The sequence below is a fragment of the Aphanothece stagnina RSMan2012 genome (assembly GCF_046764815.1).
Classification (GTDB): domain Bacteria; phylum Cyanobacteriota; class Cyanobacteriia; order PCC-6307; family Cyanobiaceae; genus NIES-981.
Genome location: NZ_JBKOUC010000018.1, coordinates 31,889 through 49,815 on the forward strand (window position 1 = coordinate 31,889; position 17,927 = coordinate 49,815).

The window sequence follows — 17,927 nt, forward strand, 5'->3', positions numbered from 1 at the left end:
GGCCAGGCCGGACGCAGGCTCAGGCGGCGTCCACCCCGAGCCCTTCCGGTGGCTCGTGGCCTTCGAGCGGTCCGTCGAGCTCCACCACCTCCCCGTTGAAGAATTCCGCCAGCCGGCGGGCCTTGTCATCGATCGGGGCACGGACCTCCGGTGGGCCGTCGCCCTTGGCCCCGGTCCCGGCCTCGCCGTGCTCGCGATCTCTGCGGTCGGCACCGCTGAGGTGGTCGGGACTGCTGAGCTGGTGGGTCGTGTCGGTGCTGGGCTGGGGCTGGGCGAGCCCCTCGGCCCCGGATGTGGGTGACGGTGCGGGTTGGGGTTGGCCCGGGGGGGTGGCCCCCATCCGCTCGCCCGGCCGCGGCGGCGGGGCTGAGGCGTTGATGGGGGGTTCGCCGCCGGCCTCCAGCACCAGTTGCCTGGGGCTGCCCAGGGCCCGTGCCATCGCCTGCTCCACCAGAGCCTGGCGGCTGTGCACCATGGCCATCCAGTTGCCGGCCACCTGCACGACGGCCCGGCGGTCGTCGAGACGGATCAGCCGGGCCTGCTGGGAGAGCAGCATGCGGGTGGACGGGAGTTCCAGGCTGGCCAGGATCTGCTGCCACAGCTCGGCGAGGTCGGTGCCTCGGGGAGGTTCGGCGTCGGCGGCAGCCACCGCAACCGGCTCCGGCTCCGGCGCTGGGGGCGTGGGGGCGACCGCCGAAGGCGGGCTCACCGCGGCTGGGGCGGCCACCGAGCTGCGGGGGGGCGGCGCCGAGCTGGGCGGCACCGGGTGCCGCGGCCCTGGGTTGGGGGTGGGCTGGCGCAGGCTGGCGGCGGATTCGCTCGCGGCCGGCTGGGCCAGCAGGCCGAGCAGCAGGACCTCCAGCCACAGGCGTGGATTGACGCTGTGGCGCAGCTGCTGTTCGCTGCCCTTGAGCTGCGCCTGCCACTGCAGCAGCCGCGTGCGGCCCAGGCTGCGGGCCAGCTCCGGAAGCTGGCCGCGGAACTGGGGGGAGATGCCGGTGAGTTCCAGCCGCTCGGGTGCGCTGCCCGCCAGCACCAGATCCCGCAGCAGGCTGGCCATCCCCTGGAGCACGGCCGCGGGTTCGCGACCCCGCTCCAGCAGGTTGCGGGTCGCATCGATCAGCGCGATCGGCTCACCCCCCGCCAGCCCCTGGGCCAGGTCCAGGAGTTCCTGCTCCGGAACGGCGCCCAGCAGATCCCAGACCGCCGTGGCTTCGATCGGCGCCGGCAGCAGACTCAGCTGATCGAGCAGGCTCTCGGCGTCGCGCAGGCCGCCCTGGGCCCGCTGGGCCACCACATGGAGCGCCTCGGGCGTGATGCCGATGGCTTCCTGCTCGGCGATCCAGCCCAGATGCTGCTGCAGCGCCTCGAGGGGAATGCGCCGGAAATCAAAACGCTGGCACCGGCTCAGGATGGTGGGCAGCACCCGCTGGGGGTCGGTGGTGGCCAGCACGAAGACCACCTGCGGCGGGGGTTCCTCCAGCGTCTTGAGCAGGGCGTTGAAGGCGGCCGTGGAGAGCATGTGGCACTCGTCCACCACGTAGACCTTCCAGCGGGCCTGCACCGGCGCGAAGCGGGACCGCTCGATCAGCTCGCGGATGTTGTCGACGCCGGTGTTGGACGCCGCGTCGATCTCGATCACGTCCAGCGCGGTGCCGGCGGCGATCGCAGTGCAGAGCTCGCAGCTGCCGCAGGGATCCGGCGTTGGCCCCTCGCTGCGGATGCAGTTCAGCGAGCGGGCCAGGATCCGGGCACTGGAGGTCTTGCCGGTGCCGCGGGGGCCGCTGAACAGGTAGGCCGGCGCGATCCGTCCGGAGCGCAGGGCATTGCCGAGGGTCGCCGCGATCGCCTCCTGGCCCACCAGCTGGTCGAACCGCTGGGGCCGGTACTTGTGATGCAGAGGCTGGTAGGCCTGGCCCATGGGGCTTGCCCCGGTGAGGCGGGAGCATGAGGCTACCGGTCCTGCCCCGCTTCCAGCTGTCCCTGCAGCCGGGATTCCAGAGCGGTTTCCAGGTCCTCCACCTCCGCCAGCTGGTCGGCCAGTTTCTGGGCGGCCCGGCGCAGAACCTCGAACTGGCTCTGCCCCCAGCGGGCCTCCGCCTGCGCCAGGGCCTCGTCGAGCCTGGCCTGGAGCTTTTCGCGCAGGCCCTCCAGCTGGGTGATGGTCTGGCGGGCGAACTCCAGTCCCTTCTCCACATGGCTGGGATCCAGGTTCAGGCCATCCAGCCGTTGTCCCTGGCTCAGCAGCAGCCGGGCGGCGGACAGCACGGCGGCCGGCATCCACTGGCCCAGGGCGAGGGCGCCAAGGCTGCCGCTGTGCAGCCAGCCCTCGACCTGGGCGCTGCGGTGCCGGCCCGTCTTGCACCAGTGGGCGAAGTGCTCGCAGTTGTTGAACAGCAGGTTGTAGTTCTGCTCCCCCAGCCGGCCCATGGCACGCCGCAGGCAGACGCCGGTCGGAGAACAGCTGCCGTCGGGGTAGGGAACCACCCGCACCGGTTGGCCGCGGCTGAAGGTGTCGGTGGGGCTGCGCAGGATCTCCCTGCCCTCGAGGTAATGGGCGACGGTGCCATCGCCCAGGTCAATGCCGTGGTGGTTGAACAGACCGTGCTGGCGAGGAACCTCCAGATGGTCGGCGGCGGCCACGAACGGCCCGCTCAGGCGCTGGCCTGGGCGTCGTCCAGGTTGGCGGCCAGGGAGAGCACCTTGGCCTGGCTGCGCTGCTCCACCAGCTCGCGGGTGACGGTGAAGGAGCGGACGTTGCGGCGGGAGGGCAGGTCGTACATCAGCTCGAGCATCAGCTCCTCGAGAATGCCCCGCAGGGCCCGGGCGCCCGTCTTGCGGCGATGGGCTTCCGCCGCGATCGCGGCGATGGCGCCGGGCTCGAAGTCGAGCTGCACCTCGTCCATGCTGAGCAGGGTCTGGAACTGCTTCACCAGGGCGTCCCGGGGCTCGGTGAGGATGGCCTCCAGGGCTCGGGTGTCCAGGGGCTCCAGCACGGCGCTCACCGGCAGGCGACCGATGAACTCGGGAATCAGGCCGTACTTCACCAGGTCGTCGGGCTCGAGGTGGCGCAGCACATCGGTGGCCTGCCGGTCCCTGGAGCTGCGGGGGCGGCTGCTGCCGTCAGGGCTGATGAAGCCGATCGCGTTGCGGCCCATGCGCTTCTGCACCACGTCATCGAGCCCGACGAAGGCTCCGCCACAGATGAACAGGATCTGGCTGGTGTCGATCTGGATGCAGTCCTGGTAGGGGTGCTTGCGTCCGCCCTGGGGAGGCACATTGGCCACGGTGCCCTCCAGCATCTTCAGCAGGGCCTGCTGCACCCCCTCACCCGAGACATCGCGGGTGATGGAGGGGTTCTCGCTCTTGCGGGCGATCTTGTCGATCTCGTCGATGTAGATGATCCCCCGCTGGGCCTGATCCACATCCATGTCGGCCTTCTGCAGCAGCCGCAGCAGGATGTTCTCCACATCCTCTCCGACGTAACCCGCCTCGGTGAGGGTGGTGGCATCCGCCACGGCGAAGGGCACATCCAGCATCTCGGCCAGGGTCTGGGCGAGCAGGGTCTTGCCGCAGCCCGTGGGACCGATCAGCAGGATGTTGGATTTGTGCAGACGGGTGGCCGTGCGGTCGGTCTCACCCTGGCCATCCCCCTGCCAGGCCAGCCGTTTGTAGTGGTTGTAGACCGCCACCGAGAGGGACTTCTTGGCCTCGTCCTGACCCACCACCTGGCGATCCAGAAACGCCTTGATCTCCTGGGGCTTGGGCACCTCCGCCAGGGTGGGGGCGGGCTTGGAGCTCTTCTTGGCGGGCGCCTTGCCACGGGAGGCCTCGGGGGCGTTGCGGCCTCCGCTGGCCGTGCCGTGACTGTCCACCAGCTCCTCGTCCAGGATCTCGTTGCAGAGATCGATGCACTCGTCGCAGATGTAGACGCCTGGACCGGCGATCAGCTTGCGCACCTGTTCCTGGGACTTGCCGCAGAACGAGCACTTGAGGTGGGCGTCGAACTTGGCCATCGGCAGGGTCGGCTGGACGAAGGGTCCCGTGCGGGGAGGGGAGGGCGAAAAGCCCTGGGTTCAGGATTGACCCAGGTGCCGGGGCCGGCAGCTTTCCTTAAGGATCAAACTGGATCAGGCAGGGCTGCTGTCGGTCACAACCCGATCGATCAGGCCGTATTCAACCGCCTCGGCGGGAGAAAGAAAGTAATCGCGGTCAGTGTCTTCAGTGATCTTTTCCAGGGGCTGGCCGGTGTGCTCGGCCATCAGCCCGTTGAGGGTCTCCTTGAGGAACAGGATTTCCCGGGCCTGGATCTCGATGTCCACGGCCTGGCCCTGGGCCCCGCCGAGGGGCTGGTGGATCATGATCCGGGCGTTCGGCAGGGCGAGGCGCTTGCCCTTGGCGCCGCCGGAGAGCAGGAAAGCCCCCATCGAGGCCGCCAGCCCGTAGCAGATGGTGACCACGTCCGGAGTCACCTGCTGCATCGTGTCGTAGATGGCGAGGCCCGCGGTCACCGAGCCCCCGGGGGAGTTGATGTAGATCTGGATGTCCTTCTCGGGATCCTCCGCTTCCAGGAAGAGAAGCTGGGCGACCAGGGCGTCCGCCACGGTGTCATCGATCCCCGTGCCCAGGAAGATGATCCGCTCGCGCAGCAGCCGGGAATAGATGTCGAAGGCCCGCTCCCCCTTGCCGGACTGCTCCACCACGGTGGGGAGCACCCCCGGGGCTGCGGAGGGACGGGCCATCGTGGCCCCCGGCCGCGGTCCCCGCCAGAGGCTCCGGATGGGGTGCGGACGCAGAGCGATGGGTTGGGAGGCGTCGATCACGCGCAGGGGAGGTCTGGTGGCGTCAATCTATGGCGAGCCCCGGGGGGATCGCCGGGGGGACGGCCGCCCGGGGCTCAGCTCTCTGGCTCCTGCGCGGGCTCGTCCCCGGCCGGCTTGCCCGACGTCGCAGGCTTCGCCGACTTCGCTGGCTTCGCCGGTGTCTCGGCGGCGGCAGGGCTGGTCGTCGGGGCCGCCTCGGTGATGGTGCTGTTGGTTTCCAGCCAGTCCAGCAGTTTGTCCCGCAGCAGGTCGTCGGCCACCACCTGGCGCAGGCGCTGGGGATCGATGGAGCCCTGCTGGCTCAGCCCGCGGCTGACCTCGCGGACCTTGGCCTCGAGCTCCTCGGCGGCGACCTCAATGGCCTCGGCGCTCGCCAGGGCCTGCAGGGCCAGGCTGCGCCGCAGGCGCTGCTCGGCCTCCGGACGGGAGGTGTCCATCAGGCTGCGCACCAGATCGGGGGTGAACAGCTTCTTGACATCCATCCCCTGCTGGGCAATCTGACCGGCCGTCTGCTCGATCAGGTTGCGGATCTCCTGCTGGAGCAGGGTCTCCGGCAGTTCCACCTCCAGCTCCTCGACCAGGGCCGTGAGCAGGGCGTCATGGCGGGCCGCCCGGGCCCGGCGTTCGGCATCGTCCTGCAGGCGGGTCTCCAGGTCGGCCCGCAGCTCGGCCAGGGTCTGCTTGTCGCTGGCCTGCTGGGCGAAGGCGTCATCCAGGGGGGGGAGCTCCCGGGTCTTGAGGTCCTTCAGCGTGATCGTGAAGCGGGCCTCCCGCCCGGCGGCGTCCTCCTGGGCATAGCTCTCGGGGAACTGGCAGTCCACCGTTCGGGTGTCGCCCACCGCCATGCCGATCACCCCCTCGACGAAGCCTGGGATCATGCGGCCCTCCTCCAGTTCCACCTCCGTGGCGTCACTGCTGCCACCGCTGATCGGCTCCTCGGTGTCGGCATAGATCCCGCTGAAGCTGAGCACAGCCACATCGCCAGCCTCGGCGGGCCGTCCTTCCACGGGCACCAGGGTGGCCAGCTGTTTGCGGGACTGTTCGATCAGCTCGTCGACCCGGGCAGGGTCGTAGCTGATCACCTCAGCCTCGGCCTTCAGACCGCGGGTCTTGCGCAGGCTGGGCGTCGGTTCGACGTCGAGTTCCAGGGTGAAGTGCAGGTCGCTGCCGGGTTGGAACCGCTCCAGCACCACCTCGAAGCTCTCGCTCAGTTCGGGGCGGCTGATGGGGGAGACGGTCTCGATCGCCAGGGCGTCGCGGAAGGCGGCATCCACCAGGTCCTCGAGGGCGGTGGCGCGGATGCGGAGGGGGCCGATCTGCTGGAGCAGCACCGGGCGGGGCACCTTGCCCTTGCGGAACCCCGGCAGCTTGATGCTGCGGCTGAGCTTCTCTACGGCCGCGTCAAAGCTCGCCTGGCTGCGGCCGCCGGGGATGGCCACCTCCAGGGCCACCCGGCTGCCAGGACGCGGGCTGGCGGTCACCGTCAGCTCCGAGGGGCTGCTCTGGGACTGGTTGGCGGCGGCGGCAGGACTCATGGCGGCTCGATGCAGCCCCCGATCCTAAGAAAGTGGCCGAACCGGGACGGGCCCCAGTATTGTTCGCTCCATGCACGACGAAGGCGATAGCCCCGCCAGCCTCCGGTTCCACCGCCCTGCCCTCTCCCCTGAGCCCCTGCGTGGCCGGTTCGGGACTTCCCCGAGCCTTAAGACCCGTATTCCTGAGATCCGCGCCCTGGATCAGCGGGTCCTGGCTCATCCGGACGCGGCTGACCGTGTGGGCGCCGCTGACCGTGGCCTGAGCAGCCTTCCCGCAGCTCGTCTGGCGTGGGTAGCCAGCCGGGATCGGTGCCAAGTTTTCGACAACCCTTTCTCCCACCCTTGACCGCCGCCCAGACCTCTCCCGACGCCACCGCCTCTACCGCGCCCATCACCCTGCCCCAGCGTCCGCTGCGGGTCGCCATCCTCGGAGCCACCGGCGCCGTGGGTCAGGAACTGCTGCAACTGCTCGCAGAGCGGCACTTTCCCGTCGGCGAGCTGATTCCGCTGGCCTCGCCCCGCTCGGCCGGCCATCCACTCGACTGGCAGAACCAGTCGCTGATGATCCAGCCCGTCAGCGAAGCCATCTTCGAAGGGGTGGATCTGGTGCTGGCCTCGGCCGGCGGCTCGGTGTCGCGCCAGTGGGCGCCGGTGGCCGCCGCGGCGGGTGCCGTGGTGGTGGACAACTCCAGTGCCTTCCGCATGGATCCCGCCGTGCCTCTGGTGGTGCCGGAAGTGAACCCCGAGGCGGCGTTGACCCACCAGGGCATCATCGCCAACCCGAACTGCACCACGATCCTGCTCACCCTGGCCCTGGCACCCCTCCATGCCCGCCGACCGATCCGCCGGGTGGTGGTGAGCACCTACCAGTCGGCCAGCGGGGCCGGGGCGCGGGCCATGGAGGAGCTGCGTCAGCTCAGCCGCACCGTGCTGGAGGGCGGTGAGCCGGTGAGCGAGGTGCTGCCCCATTCCCTCGCCTTCAACCTCTTTCTCCACAATTCGCCGCTGCAGCCCAACGGCTACTGCGAGGAAGAGCTGAAGATGCTCAACGAGACCCGCAAGATCATGGGGATTCCCGATCTGCGTCTCTCCGCCACCTGCGTGCGGGTGCCGGTGCTGCGGGCCCACTCCGAGGCCGTGAACATCAGCTTCGACGAGCCCTTCCCCGTCGCTGAGGCCCGGGCCCTGCTGGGCGCGGCCCCCGGGGTCGAGCTGCTCGAGAACTTCGAGTCCAACCGCTTCCCCATGCCCACCGACGTGACGGGTCGGGACCCCGTGGCGGTGGGACGCATCCGCCAGGATCTCAGCGATCCCAACGGTCTTGAGCTGTGGCTCTGCGGAGACCAGATCCGCAAGGGCGCCGCCCTCAATGCGATCCAGATCGCCGAGCTGCTGCTGCAGGGCCCCAGCCAGGGAGGTGACCGTTGAGCGGCGTCGTCGGTCGTCCCCCCTGGGATCACGCCCCGTTCGGCCGGGTCGTGACCGCCATGGTCACGCCGTTCCAGGCCGATGGTCGGGTCGACCTGGCCCTGGCGGCCCGCCTGGCGGATCACCTGGTCAGCCACGGTTCCGACGGGCTGGTCCTCTGTGGTACCACGGGTGAATCCCCCACCCTCAGCTGGCAGGAGCAGCACGACCTCTTCGCGGCCGTGCAGGAGGCGGTCGGTGGTCGGGCCCGGCTCGTCGCCGGGAGTGGCAGCAACTGCACCGCCGAGGCCGTCGAGGCCACCCAGCAGGCCGCCGCCCTCGGGGCCGATGGGGCCCTGGTGGTGGTGCCCTACTACAACAAGCCGCCCCAGGACGGCCTGGAAGCCCATTTCCGGGCCGTCGCCCAGGCCGCTCCTGAGCTGCCGCTGATGCTCTACAACATCCCCGGCCGCACGGGGACCAGCCTGGCCCCGGAGACCACCGCGCGACTGCTCGACCTCCCCAATGTGGTGGCGTTCAAGGCCGCCAGCGGCTCGACCGACGAGGTGAGTGCCCTGCGCCTGGTCTGTGGCGATCGGCTCGCCATCTACTCGGGTGACGATGCCCTCACGCTGCCGATGCTGGCCGTCGGGGCCGTGGGGGTGGTGAGTGTCGCCAGCCATGTGGCGGGTCCCCAGATCAGTCGCCTGGTGCAGGCCTTCCTGGAGGGCGATCTGGCGGCGGCCCTCGCCCAGCATGAGCAGCTCCTGCCCCTCTGTCGGGCCCTGTTCTGCACCACCAACCCCGTGCCGGTGAAAGCGGCCCTCGAACTGAGCGGCTGGCCGGTGGGTGCCCCAAGACTTCCCCTTCTCTCCGCCAACGACGACGTGAAACGACGCCTCTCCGAAACCCTCGCTGCCCTGCGTCCTACCTGACGCCAAGGCTGATTCGCTGACCGGTCGTCAGCACCCTGTTCCAATCCATCCCTCAATTCTTCGACGTTCCTACATGTCAAGTTCCAACGGCCATGGCGCCAGCACCAAGCCCCAGGCCCTCCGGGTGATTCCCCTCGGTGGCCTGCACGAGATCGGCAAGAACACCTGCGTCTTCGAGTACGGCGACGACATCATGCTGGTGGATGCCGGTCTGGCCTTCCCCAGTGATGGCATGCACGGGGTCAACGTGGTGATGCCGGACACCAGCTATCTGAAGGAAAACCAGAAGCGCATCCGCGGCATGATCGTGACCCACGGTCACGAAGATCACATCGGCGGCATTGCCCACCACCTCAAGAACTTCAACATCCCTGTGATCCATGGACCGCGCCTGGCGCTCTCCATGCTCACCGGCAAGATGGAAGAAGCTGGTGTGATGGACCGGACCATCCTCCAGACGGTGGCCCCGCGGGATGTGGTCAAGGTCGGCCAGCATTTTTCCGTGGAGTTCATCCGCAACACCCACTCGATGGCCGACAGCTTCTCGCTGGCCATCACCACGCCGGTGGGCACGGTGATCTTCACCGGCGATTTCAAGTTCGACCACACGCCGGTCGATGGCGAGTACTTCGACATGGCTCGGCTCGCCCATTACGGCGATCAGGGCGTGCTCTGCCTGTTCAGTGATTCCACCAATGCGGAAGTGCCCGGCTTCTGCCCCCCCGAGCGCTCGGTGTTCCCGAAACTCGACCAGCACATCGCTCAGGCCGAAGGGCGCGTGATCATCACCACCTTCGCCAGCTCGATCCATCGCGTGGCGATGATTCTGGAATTGGCGATGAAGAATGGCCGCAAGGTGGGCCTGCTGGGTCGCTCCATGCTCAACGTGATCGCCAAGGCTCGCGAGCTGGGCTACATGCGTGCCCCCGATGATCTGTTCGTGCCGATCAAGCAGATCCGCGATCTGCCGGACCGTGAGACGCTGTTGCTGATGACCGGCAGCCAGGGCGAGCCCCTTGCGGCACTGAGCCGCATCTCCCGCGGCGAGCACCCCCAGGTGCAGGTGAAATCCACCGACACGATCATCTTCTCGGCCAGCCCGATTCCCGGCAACACCATCTCCGTGGTGAACACCATCGACCGGCTGATGATGCTGGGCGCCAAGGTGGTCTACGGCAAGGGTGAGGGCATCCACGTGTCCGGCCACGGCTTCCAGGAGGACCAGAAACTGATGCTGGCCCTCACCAAGCCGAAGTTCTTCGTGCCCGTGCACGGCGAGCACCGCATGCTGGTGGCCCACTCCAAGACCGGCATGTCGATGGGCATTCCGCCCGAGAACACGCTGATCATCGACAACGGCGATGTGGTGGAACTCACGCCTGATTCGATCCGCAGGGGGGATCCGGTGAAGGCCGGCATCGAACTGCTGGATGCGTCCCGCAACGGCATCGTGGACGCACGGGTGCTCAAGGAGCGCCAGCAGCTGGCCGAAGACGGGGTGATCACCCTGCTGGCCGTGATCAGCACCGACGGGGTGATGGCGGCGCCGCCGCGGGTGAATCTGCGCGGGGTGGTCACCACCGCGGATGCCCGCAAGCTCAGCCTCTGGGCCGAGCGCGAGATCACCTGGGTGCTCGAGAACCGCTGGAGCCAGCTCAGCCGCAACACCGGTGGCAAGGCCCCGGATGTGGACTGGGTGGGCGTGCAGCGCGAGGTGGAGCTGGGTCTGCAGCGCCGTCTGCGGCGCGAACTGCAGGTGGAGCCCCTGATCATCTGTCTGGTGCAGCCGGCGCCCGCCGGCACTCCCGCCTACAAGGGCCGCGCCGATGCCGAACCGGACAGCCGGCCCGCACCCCGCGGCCGCGGTGGCCGTGATGGCCGCGATCGGGAGCGTGGTGACCGGGAGCGCGGTGACCGCGAGCGTGGCGACAGGGCACCGCGTCGCGAGGTGGCGGCCGTGGCGGCCAGCCCCTCCCCGGCTGCGGCGGGAGCAGCTCCGGCGCCGGCCCCGGCCCTGGTGGCCCCGGCTCCCGAGCCGGAGATCGCCGGCCGGACCCGTCGTCGCCGTTCAGCCGCGGCCCGCTGAGGGTCACTTCAGCCAGCTTCCCTCAGCGCAGCACCACGCGCAGCAGACCCCGGGCGAGCTCCTGTTCCTCCTCGGGGTCCCGCCGCCGCAGGGTCTGGAGCACTCCTTCCGAGGGCTCCAGCGCGGCCAGTTCCTTCAGTTCCAACTCCTCCCGGCGCTGGGGATCCGCCAGCGCCACGTCGATCTGCTCGGGTTCGTCGATGATCTCCACGGCCAGGGGGTCGAGGGCCGTTCCTGACCCGCTGCCCGCGGCGGCGGCCTGCAGCCAGGGCATGGCCGGCTCCCCGCCCTCCTGGCTCGGCCCGGCGCCGGGCTTGGCACTGAAGGGGAACAGCTGGCCTTCGGCCGGCGGGGTGGGGTTTCCGCCGCTCTCCTGCTGACGGGCCACCTCGGCGCACTGCTCCAACCCCTGCTCGGCGATCTGGCGCAGGGTGGGCTCGGCGCCGTTCTTCAGCACCGCTTCGTAGTGGCGCCGTGCCGTGGCCACATCCCCCATGCCGTACAGGCGGGTATGGCCAAGCAGGAGCACCACCCGCTGGCGCAGGGGGTCGGCCGGATCGTCGGGCAGATCGACCAGCAGGGCGTGGCTGAGGGATTCCACCTGCGGCCATTGCCGCTCGCTGTAGACCAGCTCGATGGCGGCGTAACGCTGGCGGAGGGACTCAGGGGTGGCGGTCATCGGGCGGCCGATCGGCATCGTGGCTGAGCCACAGTGTGGTGCGTAGCCAGTGCAGACGCCAGCCACCGGCCAGGTCCGCCTGGCCCGGGCCCCGCGCCGGTGCCAGCCGGTCCAGCAGGCTGTCCAGCCCGCGGCGGCTCAGCCGTCGTCCGGTTCGCGCCTCCAGCCAGTGCTGCAGCAGGAGCCGCTGGTTGGCCCGCTCCAGCCGGGTCAGGGGCCGACGGCGCAGGGCTTGATCCCCGATCTCCCCCGGGCCGCGCGCGATCAGGGGTGCCAGGGCCAGATCCAGCAGTTCCCCCGCGGCATCCTCCTCCTCGGCCAGCTGCTCCGCGAGCTCGGCGAGCCGCCCTTCCGCCCCGGGGTGGAGGGCTTCGAGCACCGGCAGCACCTCGCCCCGTACACGGTTGCGGCTGAAGCGGGGGTCATGGTTGCTGGGATCCGGCCAGACCGGCAGCCCCAGCTCGCGGCAGATCCGGGCCGTGTCGCGGCGCCGGATACCCAGCAGGGGCCGCACCAGGGCGATCCCTCCGCTCAACGGTCGCCGGCGTCGCAGGCTGGCCAGGCCGCGGCGGTGGCTGCCGCGGGCCAGGTTGAGCAGGAGGGTTTCGGCCCGGTCGCTGGCGGTGTGACCGGTGACCACCCGTGCGACCTGCAGGTCCGAGGCCAAGGCGCGCAGCCGGTCGTAACGCCACTGCCGCGCCGGCGCTTCGCGGGGGCCGCCGTCGGGGGCGTCCTGCCAGGTGTCCACGCTGATCGGCAGGCCCCGTTGCCCGGCCCAGGCCTCCAGCTCGCGCGCCTGTTGCTCAGACTCCGCTCGCCAGCGGTGGTCGCCGTGCCACAGGTGCAGCGTCCAGCCATGCAGCCGCCGCAGCCCGCTGAGCAGCCCCACCAGGGCCATGGAGTCCTGTCCCCCGGAGACCGCCAGCAGCAGGGGGCTGCCGGCTGGCAGCAGGTCCGGTTGCCGCCGCAGCAGGCGATGCAGATGCAGGTGATCCGCCCCCCAGTCAGCCGGCGCTGCGGGGGAGGGCGTTGATGGGGGTGGCGGCGGTGGGGCAGACAACCGAAACGATGGGGCTTCGGGTGGGAGAATCGCCCCACTGTGCGCCCCTTCGGCATGTCCCGCCTCGATCACCTGCCCGCCCAGCTGCGTCGTGCCCTGCTCGAGCGTCGTCTGCTGAAGGTGATCGCGGGGCTGACCAACTTCGACGCCGCCGCTGTCGAGCGCATCAGCCGGGCCGCCGGCCTGGGCGGGGCCGATCTGATCGACATCGCCTGTGATCCGGAGCTGGTGCGCCGTGCCGCCGCCGTCTCCGGGCTGCCGATCTGCGTCTCCGCCGTGGATCCGGACCTCTTCCCCGCCGCGGTGGCGGCCGGGGCCACCCTGGTGGAGATCGGCAACTACGACGCCTTCTATCCCCTCGGCCGCGTCTTCGATGCCGCCGAGGTGCTGGCCATCACCCGCCGCAGCCGCGAGCTGCTGCCCGAGGTGGTGCTCAGCGTCACCGTGCCCCACGTGCTGCCCCTCGACGAGCAGGAGCAGCTGGCCGTGGATCTGGTGGCCGCGGGCGCCGATCTGATCCAGACCGAGGGCGGCACCAGCGCCAAGCCCTTCAGCGCCGGCACCCTGGGCCTGATCGAGAAGGCGGCGCCCACCCTGGCCGCCGCCCATGCCATCAGCCGCGCCCTGGCCGCCGCCGGCCGTCCGGACGACGTGCCCGTGCTCTGCGCCTCCGGCCTCTCGGCCGTCACCCTGCCGCTGGCGATCGCCGCGGGTGCCGCCGGCGTGGGCGTGGGTTCCGCCGTGAATCGGCTCGACGACGAGCTGGCCATGCTGGCCGTGGTGCGCGGCCTGCGCCAGGCCCTGGCTCCGGTGGGGGCCGGGGTGACGGTCTGAGCGTCCCTCGCCAGTGCCCCACCGGTCCGGCCCGGACCCGGTGAGGCCGTGTGTCACAACCGCCGGCCAGCCGCGGAACCCATGCCTACGTTGCGGAGGTCTCCTTCAGACCTGTCATGGGTTCTCTTGTCTGGCTGCTGCAGTGGCCCATCCGGGCGGTCGTGTTGCTGATCGTCGCCTGGCTGCCGCTTGGGGTTGAGATCGACAGCTTCCCGATTGCACTGCTGGCCGCCGTGGTCATCGGGCTGCTGGGCACGCTGCTGATCCTGCCCCTGAAACTGGTGTTCGGTCCCGTCTGGGCCGTCACCAGCCTGGGAGGGCTGATCAGCCCGGTGAGTCTGCTGTTCAACTGGCTGATCACGGTGGTCCTGTTCGCGCTGGCGGCCTGGCTGATCCAGGGGTTCCGGCTCCGGCAGGGTCTGGTGAGCGCCATCCTGGGGGCGATCGTGTACGCGGTGCTCTCCGCGCTGATCCTGCGGATGCTGGGTCTGGACGTGGACTTCACGCGGGCTTCGGCGCTGGTGAGCCTGCTGCCGGTCGCCTGATCGTCGTCAGCAGCGCCCTCAGCAGCGGCGTCAGCAGGTCGGGCCATCAGGTCGGGCCATCCGCCACGCTGGTCACCGCAGGGGATGGCCGGGACTCCCCACAATGGGCGCCATGGCCATGGTTCCCTTCCAGCTGCACGCCCCCTACCAGCCCAAGGGCGATCAACCGACCGCCATCGCCGGGCTTGTGGCGGGGGTGCAGCGCGGCGAGCGCTACCAGACGCTGCTGGGGGCCACCGGCACCGGCAAGACCTTCACCATCGCCAACGTGATCGCCAGCACCAGCCGGCCCACGCTGGTGCTGGCGCACAACAAGACGCTGGCGGCCCAGTTGTGCAACGAGCTGCGGGAATTCTTCCCGAACAATGCCGTCGAGTACTTCATCTCGTACTACGACTATTACCAGCCTGAGGCCTACGTGCCCGTCAGTGACACGTACATCGCCAAGACGGCGTCGATCAACGAGGAGATCGACATGCTGCGCCACTCGGCGACGCGCTCGCTGTTCGAGCGGCGCGATGTGATCGTGGTGGCCTCGATCAGCTGCATCTACGGCCTGGGTATCCCCAGCGAATACCTCAAGGCCGCCGTGACCTTCCAGGTGGGCGAAACGCTCAACCTGCGCGGCTCCCTGCGGGAGCTGGTGAACAACCAGTACTCCCGCAACGACGTGGAGATCTCCCGTGGCCGCTTCCGGGTGCGCGGCGATGTGCTCGAGATCGGCCCGGCCTACGAGGACCGGCTGGTGCGGATCGAGCTGTTCGGCGATGAGGTGGAGGCGATCCGCTACGTGGATCCCACCACCGGCGAGATCCTGCAGAGCCTCGAGACCATCAACATCTACCCGGCCAAGCACTTCGTCACCCCCAAGGAGCGCCTGCAGGAGGCGATCCAGGCGATCCGCGCCGAACTGCGCGAGCGGCTGGAGCTGCTGAACGGCCAGGGCCGGCTGCTGGAGGCCCAGCGGCTGGAGCAGCGCACCACCTACGACCTGGAGATGCTGGAGCAGGTGGGCTATTGCAACGGCGTGGAGAACTACGCCCGCCACCTGGCCGGACGCCAGGCCGGCACGCCACCTGAGTGCCTGATCGACTATTTCCCCGACGACTGGCTGCTGGTGGTGGATGAGAGCCACGTCACCTGCTCCCAGCTCCAGGCCATGTACAACGGCGATCAGAGCCGCAAGCAGGTGCTGATCGAGCACGGCTTTCGCCTGCCTTCGGCGGCGGACAACCGGCCGCTCAAGGGGGAGGAGTTCTGGGAGAAGGCGCGGCAGACGATCTTCGTGAGCGCCACGCCCGGTGCCTGGGAGCTGGGCCAGAGCCACGGCCAGGTGGTGGAGCAGGTGATCCGGCCCACCGGCGTGCTCGATCCGGTGGTGGAGGTGCGCCCCACCGAGGGGCAGGTGGACGACCTGCTCGGCGAGATCCGGCTGCGGGCCGAGAAGCAGGAGCGGGTGCTGGTCACCACCCTCACCAAGCGCATGGCCGAGGATCTCACGGATTATCTGGCCGAGAACGGTGTGCGGGTGCGCTATCTGCACTCGGAGATCCACTCGATCGAGCGGATCGAGATCATTCAGGACCTGCGCAACGGCGAGTACGACGTGCTGGTGGGGGTGAACCTGCTGCGGGAGGGCCTCGACCTGCCCGAGGTGTCACTGGTGGCGATCCTCGATGCCGACAAGGAGGGCTTCCTGCGGGCCGAGCGCTCCCTGATCCAGACCATCGGCCGTGCCGCCCGCCATGTGGAGGGGGTGGCCCTGCTCTACGCCGACAACCTCACCGATTCGATGGCCAGGGCCATCTCGGAAACCGAGCGCCGCCGTGCCATCCAGCAGACCTACAACGAGCAGCACGGCATCACCCCCACGGCGGCCGGCAAACGGGCGGGCAATGCGATCCTGGCTTTTCTGGAGGTGTCGCGCCGGCTCAACGACGAGCAGCTCGAACAGGCCACCGAGGAGGCTGAACACAATGCCGTGCCGCTGGATTCGCTGCCGGAGCTGATCCAGCAGCTGGAAGAGCGGATGAAGGCGGCCGCGAAGAACCTCGAGTTCGAGGAGGCGGCCAACCTGAGGGACAAGATCAAGGGGCTGCGGCAGAAACTGGTGGGCAAGCACTGAGCGCCTCACCTGAACGGGGGGCTACACCGGGGCCTCGCTGCCTTCGGCCCGGTGCAGGGCCGTCCCCCCCAGGCCGAAGCTGGCATGCACCGCCTGAAGGGCGCGCACCCCGTCGGCCTCGGCCACCACGCAGCTGGTGCGGATCTCGCTGGTGGCGATCATCTCGATGTTGATCCCGGCCTCCGCCAGACAGCGGAACATCCGCGCCGCCGTGCCCGGCGTGCAGGGCATGCCGGCCCCCACGGCGCTGACCCGGGCGATGGCGGGCCCCTCCTCGAAGCGGGAGCCCGGCCAGAGGCGCAGCAGCGGGGCGAGGGCCGCCTCGGCATGGCGGCGGTCGTCCCGTTTGAGCGTGAAGCTCATGTCCCGGCTCAGCTGGCTGCCGCTGCCGTGGGTGCGTTCCGACTGGACGATGGTGTCCAGGCTGATGCCGGCATCGGCCAGGGCCCGGCAGACGGCGGCCGCGGTGCCGGGGCGGTCCGGCACCTGGCGGACCGCCACCTGGGCCTGATCCCGGTCGAGGGCGACGCCGCGCACGGCCGGGTCGCCCAGCCGGCAGGGCTGGGGATCGTGGCGCAGCTGGCCGTCGCCCAGCTCGAAGGCCTCGGCGGCCGCCCGCAGGGCGCGGGCCCCCTGGTCGCCGGCCACCAGGCAGCTGACCTTCACCTCGCTGGTGGCGATCAGGCGGAGGTTGATGCCATAGCGGGCCAGGGTGTCGAACAGCCGCGCCGCCACCCCCGGGCGGCCCATGATCCCGGCACCGGAGATGCTGAGCTTGGCCATGCCGCGCTCGCCGCACAGCTGGGCCCCTCCCTCCCCCAGCTCGGCGCCCAGACCCGCCAGCACCTCGCGGCACACCAGCTGGGCCTGGTCCAGATCGTCCTCCGCCAGGGTGAAGGCGATGTCGTTCGTGTAGGCAACCTGGCTGGAGGCCCCCTGGGCACGGCCCTCGTGGGTGGCCTGCACGATCAGGTCCACGTTCAGGCCCGCGGCGCCGAGCGCCTCGAACAGCTGGGCGGCCACGCCTGGACGGTCCGGCACGTGGGAGAGGGCCACCACCCCCTGCCGGCTCTCCAGATCGGCACCATCCACCGGTTTGCCCAGCTCCAGGCCTTCATGGCCGATCGGCCGGGGGTTGCCGCTGGTGAGCCGGGTGCCGGGGGCGTCACTCCAGCTGGAGCGCACCACCAGCGGCACGCCGTAGTTGCGGGCGATCTCCACCGCCCGGGGATGCAGCACCGCCGCGCCCAGGCTGGCCAGCTCCAGCATCTCGTCACAGCTCACCTGCTCCATCAGCTGGGCATCGGCGACCTTGCGCGGGTCGGTGGTGAGCACGCCGGGCACATCGGTGTAGATCTCGCAGGCCTCGGCACCGAGGGCCGCGGCCAGCGCCACCGCGGAGGTGTCGGAGCCGCCGCGCCCCAGGGTGGTGATCTCCGGGGTGCCGGCCTGGCCGCTGCTGGTGCCCTGGAAGCCCGCCACCACCACCACATGGCCGTCGTCGAGCAGGCGGCGCAGGCGCTCGGTGCGGATCTCGAGGATGCGGGCCCGGCCGTGGGCCGACTCGGTGACGATGCCCGCCTGGGTGCCCGTCATCGACACGGCCGGCACGCCCTCGGCATGGAGGGCCATCGACAGCAGCGCGATCGACACCTGCTCGCCCGTGGCCAGCAGCATGTCCATCTCCCGCTGGGGAGGCTCGGCTGAGATGGCCCGGGCCAGGCCGGTCAGTTCGTCGGTGGTGTGGCCCATGGCCGAGACCACCACCACCAGCTCGTGGCCTTCCTCGCGGCTGGCCGCGACCCGGCGGGCGACCGCCTGGATGCGCGCCACGTCGGCGACCGAGGTGCCCCCGAATTTCTGAACCAGCAGGGCCATGGGTGCGGGATCCGGCGTGA

Annotated in this window: 14 protein-coding genes; 6 read left to right on the forward strand and 8 right to left on the reverse strand. The window is 70.1% G+C overall.

Going from position 1 to position 17,927, the window contains the following annotated elements; all coding sequences use genetic code 11:
* Positions 1-19 precede the first annotated feature (19 nt).
* From ACLNEE_RS12375 to tig, 5 genes are all read right to left on the reverse strand, one after another.
* A complete protein-coding gene (locus tag ACLNEE_RS12375; RefSeq protein ID WP_411421810.1) occupies positions 20-1,921 on the reverse strand; it encodes a DNA polymerase III subunit gamma/tau in 1,902 nt (633 codons plus the stop codon).
* Between the two features lie 32 nt (positions 1,922-1,953).
* Entirely contained in the window at positions 1,954-2,643 is a 690-nt protein-coding gene (locus ACLNEE_RS12380) for a lecithin retinol acyltransferase family protein (protein ID WP_411421809.1), read from the reverse strand.
* Between the two features lie 11 nt (positions 2,644-2,654).
* Positions 2,655-4,016, reverse strand: a complete 1,362-nt coding sequence (gene clpX / locus ACLNEE_RS12385; RefSeq protein ID WP_411421808.1) for an ATP-dependent protease ATP-binding subunit ClpX — start codon at positions 4,014-4,016, stop codon at positions 2,655-2,657.
* Between the two features lie 114 nt (positions 4,017-4,130).
* Positions 4,131-4,742: an ATP-dependent Clp endopeptidase proteolytic subunit ClpP gene (clpP, locus tag ACLNEE_RS12390; RefSeq protein ID WP_411421846.1), complete on the reverse strand. Its 612-nt coding sequence runs from the start codon at positions 4,740-4,742 to the stop codon at positions 4,131-4,133.
* 155 nt (positions 4,743-4,897) lie between these two features.
* Positions 4,898-6,358 (reverse strand): trigger factor, encoded by a 1,461-nt coding sequence (gene tig / locus ACLNEE_RS12395; RefSeq protein WP_411421807.1) that lies wholly within the window; start codon positions 6,356-6,358, stop codon positions 4,898-4,900.
* Between the two features lie 396 nt (positions 6,359-6,754).
* On the opposite strand from tig, the gene ACLNEE_RS12400 reads away from it, so the two are divergent.
* The 3 genes from ACLNEE_RS12400 to ACLNEE_RS12410 all read left to right on the forward strand — a co-directional run bounded on the left by ACLNEE_RS12400 (position 6,755) and on the right by ACLNEE_RS12410 (position 10,786).
* On the forward strand, positions 6,755-7,786 hold the full coding sequence (locus tag ACLNEE_RS12400) for an aspartate-semialdehyde dehydrogenase (RefSeq protein WP_411421845.1): 1,032 nt from the start codon (positions 6,755-6,757) through the stop codon (positions 7,784-7,786).
* A complete protein-coding gene (gene dapA / locus ACLNEE_RS12405) occupies positions 7,783-8,700 on the forward strand; it encodes a 4-hydroxy-tetrahydrodipicolinate synthase (RefSeq protein ID WP_411421806.1) in 918 nt (305 codons plus the stop codon). The genes ACLNEE_RS12400 and dapA overlap by 4 nt, the downstream gene beginning before the upstream one ends.
* A gap of 73 nt (positions 8,701-8,773) precedes the next feature.
* Positions 8,774-10,786, forward strand: a complete 2,013-nt coding sequence (locus ACLNEE_RS12410) for a ribonuclease J (protein WP_411421805.1) — start codon at positions 8,774-8,776, stop codon at positions 10,784-10,786.
* A gap of 22 nt (positions 10,787-10,808) precedes the next feature.
* Here ACLNEE_RS12410 and ACLNEE_RS12415 read toward each other — a convergent pair whose 3' ends face one another.
* Positions 10,809-11,465 (reverse strand): hypothetical protein, encoded by a 657-nt coding sequence (locus ACLNEE_RS12415; RefSeq protein ID WP_411421804.1) that lies wholly within the window; start codon positions 11,463-11,465, stop codon positions 10,809-10,811.
* The gene (gene tilS, locus ACLNEE_RS12420) at positions 11,449-12,525 is read right to left on the reverse strand and encodes a tRNA lysidine(34) synthetase TilS (RefSeq protein ID WP_412007184.1); all 1,077 of its coding nucleotides are present in this window, start codon (positions 12,523-12,525) and stop codon (positions 11,449-11,451) included. Before tilS ends, ACLNEE_RS12415 begins: the two co-directional genes overlap by 17 nt.
* 54 nt (positions 12,526-12,579) lie before the next feature.
* On the opposite strand from tilS, the gene ACLNEE_RS12425 reads away from it, so the two are divergent.
* From ACLNEE_RS12425 to uvrB, 3 genes are all read left to right on the forward strand, one after another.
* Positions 12,580-13,359, forward strand: a complete 780-nt coding sequence (locus ACLNEE_RS12425) for a DUF561 domain-containing protein (RefSeq protein WP_411421802.1) — start codon at positions 12,580-12,582, stop codon at positions 13,357-13,359.
* A 116-nt stretch (positions 13,360-13,475) separates the two neighbouring features.
* Positions 13,476-13,904, forward strand: coding sequence for a phage holin family protein (locus tag ACLNEE_RS12430; protein ID WP_411421801.1), 429 nt, complete (start codon positions 13,476-13,478; stop codon positions 13,902-13,904).
* A gap of 118 nt (positions 13,905-14,022) precedes the next feature.
* Positions 14,023-16,029 (forward strand): excinuclease ABC subunit UvrB, encoded by a 2,007-nt coding sequence (uvrB, locus tag ACLNEE_RS12435; RefSeq protein WP_411421844.1) that lies wholly within the window; start codon positions 14,023-14,025, stop codon positions 16,027-16,029.
* A gap of 21 nt (positions 16,030-16,050) precedes the next feature.
* Here uvrB and ACLNEE_RS12440 read toward each other — a convergent pair whose 3' ends face one another.
* Positions 16,051-17,907 carry an aspartate kinase gene (locus ACLNEE_RS12440; protein WP_411421800.1) on the reverse strand — a complete coding sequence of 619 codons (1,857 nt, stop codon included), beginning with the start codon at positions 17,905-17,907 and terminating at the stop codon, positions 16,051-16,053.
* Positions 17,908-17,927: the final 20 nt, after the last annotated feature.